The sequence below is a fragment of the Helicobacter suis genome, from assembly GCF_902196135.1.
In the GTDB taxonomy this organism is placed as follows: Bacteria; Campylobacterota; Campylobacteria; order Campylobacterales; family Helicobacteraceae; genus Helicobacter; species Helicobacter suis_A.
In genome coordinates, this window is sequence record NZ_CABIKE010000021.1 from 1 (window position 1) to 8,417 (window position 8,417).

The 8,417-nt window shown below is 40.0% G+C and carries 8 protein-coding genes; 5 read left to right on the forward strand and 3 right to left on the reverse strand.

Going from position 1 to position 8,417, the window contains the following annotated elements; genetic code table 11:
- On the forward strand, window positions 1-1,167 hold a 1,167-nt coding region (locus tag G6Q06_RS08030), incomplete at its 5' end, for a hypothetical protein (protein WP_205436010.1).
- A 109-nt stretch (window positions 1,168-1,276) separates the two neighbouring features.
- On the opposite strand, the gene G6Q06_RS08035 is transcribed toward G6Q06_RS08030, so the two are convergent.
- The 3 genes from G6Q06_RS08035 to G6Q06_RS08045 all read right to left on the reverse strand — a co-directional run bounded on the left by G6Q06_RS08035 (window position 1,277) and on the right by G6Q06_RS08045 (window position 3,301).
- Complete coding sequence (locus G6Q06_RS08035) at window positions 1,277-1,768, reverse strand: type II toxin-antitoxin system death-on-curing family toxin (RefSeq protein WP_205436011.1); 492 nt, start codon at window positions 1,766-1,768, stop codon at window positions 1,277-1,279.
- Entirely contained in the window at window positions 1,768-1,920 is a 153-nt protein-coding gene (locus G6Q06_RS08040) for a hypothetical protein (RefSeq protein WP_163566272.1), read from the reverse strand. The genes G6Q06_RS08035 and G6Q06_RS08040 overlap by 1 nt, the downstream gene beginning before the upstream one ends.
- Before the next feature lie 91 nt (window positions 1,921-2,011).
- The gene (locus G6Q06_RS08045) at window positions 2,012-3,301 is read right to left on the reverse strand and encodes a transcriptional regulator (protein ID WP_163566273.1); all 1,290 of its coding nucleotides are present in this window, start codon (window positions 3,299-3,301) and stop codon (window positions 2,012-2,014) included.
- Between the two features lie 1,522 nt (window positions 3,302-4,823).
- Here G6Q06_RS08045 and G6Q06_RS08050 point away from each other — a divergent pair.
- From G6Q06_RS08050 to G6Q06_RS08655, 4 genes are all read left to right on the forward strand, one after another.
- The gene (locus tag G6Q06_RS08050) at window positions 4,824-6,545 is read left to right on the forward strand and encodes a replication initiation protein (protein WP_163566274.1); all 1,722 of its coding nucleotides are present in this window, start codon (window positions 4,824-4,826) and stop codon (window positions 6,543-6,545) included.
- Window positions 6,546-6,762: 217 nt separating this feature from the next.
- Window positions 6,763-7,047, forward strand: a complete 285-nt coding sequence (locus G6Q06_RS08055; protein ID WP_163566275.1) for a hypothetical protein — start codon at window positions 6,763-6,765, stop codon at window positions 7,045-7,047.
- Between the two features lie 6 nt (window positions 7,048-7,053).
- Complete coding sequence (locus G6Q06_RS08060) at window positions 7,054-7,323, forward strand: type II toxin-antitoxin system RelE/ParE family toxin (RefSeq protein WP_163566276.1); 270 nt, start codon at window positions 7,054-7,056, stop codon at window positions 7,321-7,323.
- Window positions 7,323-8,417: hypothetical protein (locus G6Q06_RS08655; RefSeq protein WP_240329364.1), on the forward strand; the 1,095-nt coding region annotated here is incomplete at its 3' end. The genes G6Q06_RS08060 and G6Q06_RS08655, both read left to right, overlap by 1 nt.

The following is an 8,417-nucleotide window of genomic DNA, read 5'->3' on the forward strand; positions in this document are numbered from 1 at the left end:
ATAGAGAGCGTGCGTAAGCAGATGATAGCCATTAATCAGGGCTTGGGTGATCTCAAACTCTTTACTCAAGAGGACTATAGAGCTTTGCGGGCATTAAAAGAGGAGGGTTTGAACATTGAGGGGCTAAAGACACGCATTGGCATGATAGAGCAAGGGGCTAAAACACGCTATAAAGCCTTGCAAGAGCAATACAAAGACTATCTGAGCCCTAATGGGGTGCAAGAGCTCAAGCAAGCACATGCCAAAGAGTTAGAGGCATTAGAAACACAGCACACTCAATCCCTAAAGAGTGTAAAGCTTAGCAAAGAGGCTAAGTTAGAAGAGTATGTGAACAAGGTTTACATGCTACTAGAAAGTTTTAGAGAGCAAGTTATTAACCCCATACTAGAAAAAACCCAAGCAGAAAGAGGGACAGAGATTAAGGCCGTTATCCAATGGAAAAAGGACAATGAGAAAGAGAAGGCTGAATACCACGCATACCTAGCAGTTCTTGCAGATGATTTGCTTGCAGGGAGATTTCCCAAAATGAATGCGATGGCAATACTCATGGGCAAGGGGGTTAAAAATGCCATAAATCCCGCATACTTTGAAAGCATAGCCAAAGATAGGCGGGATCACTTTCTAAAAAGACATATTGATGAGATTGAAACAAGGTTGACTAAAGAGCTCAAGCCCATTCTTGACAAGATAGAGACTACTAGAGAATGGGAATACAAAGCTTTACTGGAGGAAATAAAGGGATTAGAAAATAGCATAGGAAAACTAACTGAGGAATTTAAAAACAGCGATGTGTATGGCAAAAGGCTTAAAGCAGCAGAAAGTGATGCGCAATATTACAAGAATAAAACCTCTAGACTTACAAAAGAGCTGGAGGATAAAATTAAAGAGATTGAAAGACTTACAGATGAGAATGCCAAGCTAAAGCACACTGATCTACACTTGGAGAATACCACACAGAAAACTCAGATCGGAAGGCTTGAAAGCCAAGTGGAGGACTTGCAAACACAAAGAAATGATCTACAAAAAGAGCGGGATAAATTGCAAGTAGAGCTTGACAATACGCAAGCAAAATTAAGTGAGCAAGTTAACCTAACTGAGAAATTAAAAACAGACTTGAAAAAAGCTTTAGCTAACCAACAAAGTAAGGGGAGGGGGTTTGGGATGTAAAGGTTTGGCAAGAGAAGCCAAAGTTTGAACGCCGCTACCCCTTCGTTCTTAAGTGTGAGTGTTTGGGATATTTTTTACTACCCATTGGAGGGTGTATTTTCTAAGACAATCACCTACTCCTGCCTTTAAAGGGTGTTGAGAACTCCTTGTGTTGTGGTGTAGAAGAATCTTGGGAGTACCCGTTGTGCAGATCACTATCGAGCGCAGGTGTTTTATCCTGTTTAAGAGATTGTAAGTGTTGCTCTAAAAACACTTGTAAATCTGCCTTATCTATTGTCCCCTCTGCAACTTGCACCACCATATCTTCTAATGAAGTGCTTGCAAAGTTATTATAACAATAACCATTCATGACCAAAAAGTGCATCCCAAGATAGATGGAGGTGCGCTTGTTACCATCGTTAAAGGGGTGGAATTTGATACAAGAAAACATCAAGTGCGCAAGCTTACTGCAAAAGGAGGGGTAGAAATCATCATTCTGGATATGTTCTAAAGCACTGGCTAAGTAGCCAATACCCGCTTTGTTATAGCCTTTTAACCCCTTTGTTAAATCCATAATCTCATCGTGGATAGCAATCGCGTGCTCCAACTTCAGATACTTCACTACTTATCAGCCAAACGCTCAAAAACTGCTCTCACTTCAGGCTTCTCAAACTCTTTTCTGCAAATTTCCCTAGCTCTTTGAAATGCCCTTTCGTGTTCGTCCATCACCTGCTTATTCTGTAATTGTTCATGTTTAAGAGCAAGTTTTCTCATAGATGACTCCTTATCCGGTATTTTGATCATTATACGCTAATTCTCGCCCTTTTCTCTTTTCTCAAAATATATACGACAATCCTAAGATTTTCTAACTCCTGCCTTTAGAGGGTGTGGGGAGCTCTTTGTGTTGTGGTGTTGGTGGTGTAGGAAAAGATTGGGAATGTAGAGGTGTTTCTTGGGATTTGGCTTGTTTCTTAGCAATGATTTGAATAATTTCTTGGCTTCTTTGTTGGATAAACTTCTCTCCTGCTTGTAACCATTTCTCAGAGAGATTGTATTTCTCATGGCGGGTGAAGGTGAAGTTTGCCAGTTTGGAAAGCGGTCCTATATGGCGGGGTTGGCATGCAATTTCTAGTTGTCTTGAAAAACTCATTCCTAGCGCACTACGCTCGTCTATAAAGTAGGCCGGGATGTCCTCTAAATTGTACTCTGTAACATGATTAAAAAACGCCATGCCATTATCAAAAATAGGCGCAGGTTTGATAGGTTCATTGGCATTGTTATCTACAAGCATCCCAAAGTTACCCAGATGCCTATCTGTATTGAAAATAAGTGCATCAAAGAGTAAAAGGTCTTGGAATTTCTCTTTTCCGTAAATACCCATAATCGTTTGTATCATTTTACTCCTGTTGCGCTCTTTGAACAACTCTTCAAGCAAGTTTCTGTCCAGATAATCTAACATAGGCAAATATCCATACTCTTGAGTAGTGAATAGTTCACAAGAGCTGACAATCTCACCATGAAATTCTTGTAAGTCATAGCGCACATGTTCAAACCCTAGTGTCGTAGCAACTTGTGCCATGTAGTATTCACAATAAGGTTCTTTACCATACTCGTTATGTCCAAGAACACTCCAACCCTTTAAAAGCTCTATGTTACCACTCACTGCATTCTTGTGCCAACACTTCTTAAGCATGCCATTGGTAGTAAGCTCTGGACTGGTTACAAGCCCCTCAAGTTTTGCAGAATGCCCTGCAAAAGCTACCAAAGCCAATGTTTCATTGAAAGAATTTTCATAAAGATTGTAATCTTTCCAGAGGTAGTTTTTATCTGCAGGGATAATCCAATAGGTGTCGTTAAGAGAGAGGGCTAGAGTAACATCAACATAGGATAAAAAATTATCAGGATTGAGCTGTAGAGATTTGACGATTTCTTTCACAAATGCTCTATTTTTAGGGATTTTTCTGGACTTTATCCAGTCCTCCAGATGATCCTCTATGCATTTATCGCTTAATGAGAAAGTGTATGGTAATAGCCCTTGATTGATAACCTGCACATTATCAAGATAGTAAAAAAACTCATCTTCGCTTGTTTCATTTGCAATTTTTAGCTCAAACCTCACAACCTCTTTGTCTTTATTCTTCAGAACATACCACATACAAAGACCCCTTTTATCCAATCACAACCACCCCATTATATACCCGCAAACGCTACATTCAAGAACCAAGAACAAAGAACACCCATTCAAAATTGTGTTAGTTATTAGTCGTCAGCGTCTAGGCGCTTACATCTCCGCCCTAAATGACGGAGTTTTACACAGGGGTAGATAAAGCTAAGCATTACCGGGTTTTAGGGCGCGCAAAACCTTCCGCCTTCACACACACTCCTCCCAAAAGCCAGTAAAACCATGGCCAATATTGTTTACTGATCGTTACATTGATAAGCTCTGCCTCTTGTGTATGAGCGATGCGGGCATAACTATTTGCTTGACCTTGAAGTTTTTGTATCGTTTGCTGTTTAAGATCTTCAGCCTTACTATAAGGCCAAGTAAAAGGCTTACAACTAACTAACCGCGGCAACTTGATGTGTCTCCCCTGTCATTGGCTGATTAGGATTAATCGTACCTAGCTTAGCAGTACAACCCAACATGAGAAGAGCTATCGCCCCCCCACCCCCGCGGATCAAGAAACGAGGAAAAGCCATGAAAATCCCTTTGATTTAAAAAGTAAAAACCTAACATCGGTTAATTTGCACGCTCTTTTAAATGTGAGTTCGATTTTATTGGCTTCTATTAGATCGTGCTTGAAGTTTTCTACTCAGTTGCTCTCAGTTACCATTTTTAACATCGTATCCTTATTAAAACTCTATAAATCCCCCACAATCCCCTTCACCCCATAAACCATAGTTAGATACTCCTAACACCTAACCTTTGCCTTACAAGCCATTTTAAAGCGATTTAAACGCTATTTTTGTTTTATTGCTCTGTTTTTATTGCCTTATCCACACTCGTTGTTTTATCATTCCGTCATTTTTCTTTCATCTGCCATCTGCTGTCCATTCTTAGTTCAATTGCCTTTTTTTCTACTCCTCCTCCCCAAGACATGATAACTCCCTAGCCCTAGATACTCTAAGACCACCTATCTACAATTTTCACTTCAAAAGCCCTCTCTTGGGGGGTTTGGGGGGCTTGCCCCCCAAGATAAATCCTCATAGATGCCAAGCGTCAGCTTGGCTTACCTAGTCCAGTACGGAGCAAATCTTAAAAAAATTTTAAAAATTTTTTTCTTAAAAATTAATATAAAATGAGAAAAACTTTTTTTTATTTAAGCATTTTCTCAAAAATTCTCAAAAATAAGAATATTGACATGCCTCACTAATCCCTATTTTGCTATGTTTTAAGTTTCTTTTAAGTTTTTCAAAAATTTTTTTTCTCGCGCGCATGTTTTTAACCTTTTTAAAGAGCTTACGCTCTTTTAACCTTTTAGGCACCCCGCGAAGCCCGTGTGGGAGGGAGCTCCCGGATTGTAATACCCAGTAAAATCCGCACTGATCCCCAGTAAAATCCGCGCCTATACCAAGTAAAATCCGCACTGATAAGGAGTAAAATCCGCATTTGATACATAGAATTAAGCTATTAGTATATATAATAGTAGCTAAAGACATTGATTGGAGTAGCAATAATGGATACACAGAAAGCTCTAACAGAACAAATAGAAGCCTTGCGGGCTCTTATTGAAATGACAGCAGATAGTGCTACTAAAAAAGTTTTAGAGGCTGAAAAAACTGATTGCCTCAAAAAGCTAGTAAATCTAACCAAACAGACACTAGCCCAATCTCAAGCCTCGCCCACACAAAGCACACCAGAACAACAACCAGTGGCTACAGTGGCTACACCAATAGCCACACCACCTACAATCCAGCAAGAACTAACCACCACCCAACAGCCCCTAGAAACCCAAGCTATCGCTCAAGCCAAGCTCACAGTCCCTACCGCTATATCCAAGCAGTATGTAACCTTCCACAACGATGTAAACTCTGTCTCTCTGGGTAAGCTTGGAGCATTAGAAGCCAATTTACTCTTTGCTATTTTTAACAAACTCAAAGACAGACAAGATGAGCTCTTGGTGTTTGATTTTGATGAAATTAAGGCAATGGTGCATGCAGTTAAGATCAGCAAGAACGAATTAAGCAGTGTGGTCAAAAAGCTTTGGAAAAATATCAGAACCGCTAACTTTTGGATACTCTTGCCTAAGCGAGATGAAAACCATATGCTTTTTAAAACCTTTGCGATCAACTACCATGACACCCAAAAGACCCAAGTTAAAAGCATAGAAATCCAAGTGAACATGCCCTACTTTGGCTACTTACTTAACTTTTTAAACGCTAACTTCACCTCCTTTGAGCTCTTAGAGTTTCAAAACATCAGAGGGAAGTATGCTAAGACTCTTTATAGACTGCTTAAGCAATGGAAAAGTGTAGGTGTACCTCCTAGAATGGAGTGGGGCAAGTTTAGGGAGTTGATGGGAATGCCTGTAAATATCAAGTTACTTGAAGTGCTTGAGCGCGACATCCTCAAACCCGCTATCCAAGAACTCAAAAAGCTCCCTCAATTTGAATCTCTTTGCTATGAAAAACTTAAAACCAAAGGCATGGGCAATCGCATCACCCATATCCAATTCTACTTCCAACCCACCACTAAGACTAGCAAAGACAAAGAACAAGCTAAGAGAGATTTAAGAACCATTGCTTGGAAAATTAGAAGCCAACAAGTGATTGAACAAATCAAACGCTCTAAAAAGCAACGAGCAGAGCAAGCCAAACAAGAGGATGGCGTTATGGAAATCTTAGGGGCGGCTTTTAGCAAGCCCCAAGACCCTAGCATTGTGCTTGTAATTGATAGCATACACCCTGCTTTAAAGGGTTATGATTTTTTAGCCAAATACTACCAAAATGGCCAAGAGATTGGTGAGAGGAGTGCTACTCTAGCTAGTAAAGAAATCTTACTAGAGAGTCTAACTAAATCAGGTTATCAAAGAATAGACTTAGCTCAGCAATCACAGAAAGCCAGACAAACACCACAGCCCACACAGATACAGCTAGAATTGCAAAAAGATAGCAATGGATTTAAGAGCTTTCAGGGTTTAGCTAGACCTAACCAGAAAAATGAGCAACCACCAGCTTTAAATCCTAGAGACGATCTCACAGACTACATTGGACGCAATCTTTACATGAACAAGAATGGTGTACCTGCTAGCCTTAAGATCAAAGATATTTCTAGATTAAAAAATGGAAAAATCCAAGTAGAGGTTAGAGATGTAGACAAGCCCCGTAAATCTTTAAATCCTTTTAAATTTGAAAACGCGGCGCATTTTAAAAATTGGTTTGCAAAGTTTGCAGAATGAAAGCCTTAGCCTCGCAGAGCAAAATTACCAAGCGAACTTGTAAGCGTCCCCTTTAGGGGTGGTGATTTTGCAAAATTACCAAGCGAACTTGTAAGCGTCCCCTTTAGGGGTGGTGATTTTACAAAATCACCACCTTCACAAGTTCAGGCCATTCGCAAGCTCATTTGGTGATTTTGTTAAAGGCATGTTAGAATAACGCAAAAAAGGTAATACAGCAATGCCAGTTGATTACAATCTTTGTAACGAGAGACAGCTATTCAAGTATTTAAACACCACTGAAAAACAGCTTTCCAAAACACAAGTAGAATACAGGCAACTCACAAAAAAACTCCAAGAGCTCCACAATAAAAGAGACCAAATCAGATCAGCTCTTAGTGCAAAATTCCATGTTCCTAACCAAGAAACACAACTAGCCATGATGAATGCCCATGACCCTAAAGAGACCTACATAGAAACACAATCTTTCAATGAGTTTGCACAGGAAGCAGAGAAAGAAGATTGATCCTTAGTGCTCAAGCTCATCATCAAAAAGTCTTTTCAAAAGGATTACACAAGGCATTTCAAAAACAAAGACATCACAAGAGCCATGCTTGATGCCATTGTTTCTCAACTCCAACAACAAGTTCCACTAGAAGCAAAGCACAGAGATCATGCTCTAAAAGGACAATGGAAAGAGTTTAGAGAATGCCATGTCAAGCCGGATCTGCTACTCATCTACCAAGTGCAAGATGACGCGCTCATCTTGATCAGACTAGGCACACATAGCGAGTTGTTCTAGTGGGCGATCTTTCTGGTATCACCTTCAAAAAATCTAACGCCATCCAGACCCAACACAACGACAGGATCATGCCTCCTAGCTATCTCATAGGACTAGACTTTCAAGTCAATCGCTCCAGCAAAGAGGCCAATTACTTGAAAAACACCATTGTTGCCAGTGCCATTGAATCCTACCACGCCCGCACCAAGCAAAAATTTCAAGCTAAAAACTACGAATGGAGCGCTGTGGTTAATCTCAAAGAAACTTCCACCATGCAAGATTTGGAAAAGCTAGCCAAACACTTTGAGGACAAATACGGCTTTCAATGCTACCAAATTGCCATTCACAGAGACGAAGGGCATGTAGATGAGTTTGGCAAAACTCACATCAACCACCATGCCCACATGGAATTCATCACTCTAGACAAAGAAACCGGTAAGAGCCTCTTTAGATCAAGCCTTAGAACCCCACAAGCCTTTAGACAAATACAAACCGAAGTCGCTCAAATTTTGAACATGCAAAGAGGCACAGATAAACGCATTAGTGGAGCTAAGCGCATTGAACCTAGAGCTTATGCCCAGTTAATGGAAAAAGAGAAGGCTAAGCGTGTTGTAATGACAAAGCAAACTGAGCAACAAGAAAAAATTATCCATGATTTTTATCAGTTTTCTAACAATTTAAATGCCTTGTTACAAACTTGGGAGGGCATGCTAGGTTATAAAGAGGCCATTAAACTCCACACAGACAAAGTTACAGGATTGTTAAAAGAAGTTAAGACAAGTGAAAAACAAATCAAAGACTTACAAGCTAGTCTAGAGAATACTAAAACAAAATTGCGCGCCATTGAACAAGACAAGATTAAACTAGAGCAAACCAACACCGCTTTAACTCAAGAGAATCAAGATCTTAAGAAGAGTCAAGTAGAGTTAGAGACCACGCTTATAGACCTTGTTAGAATTTTTGATCCACAAGAGAAACAAGGTAAGAAGCTCACACTTAAAGAAGTTAAACCCTTAATAGAGAGCGTGCGTAAGCAGATGATAGCCATTAATCAGGGCTTGGGTGATCTCAAACTCTTTACTCAAGAGGACTATAGAGCTTTGCGGGCATTAAAA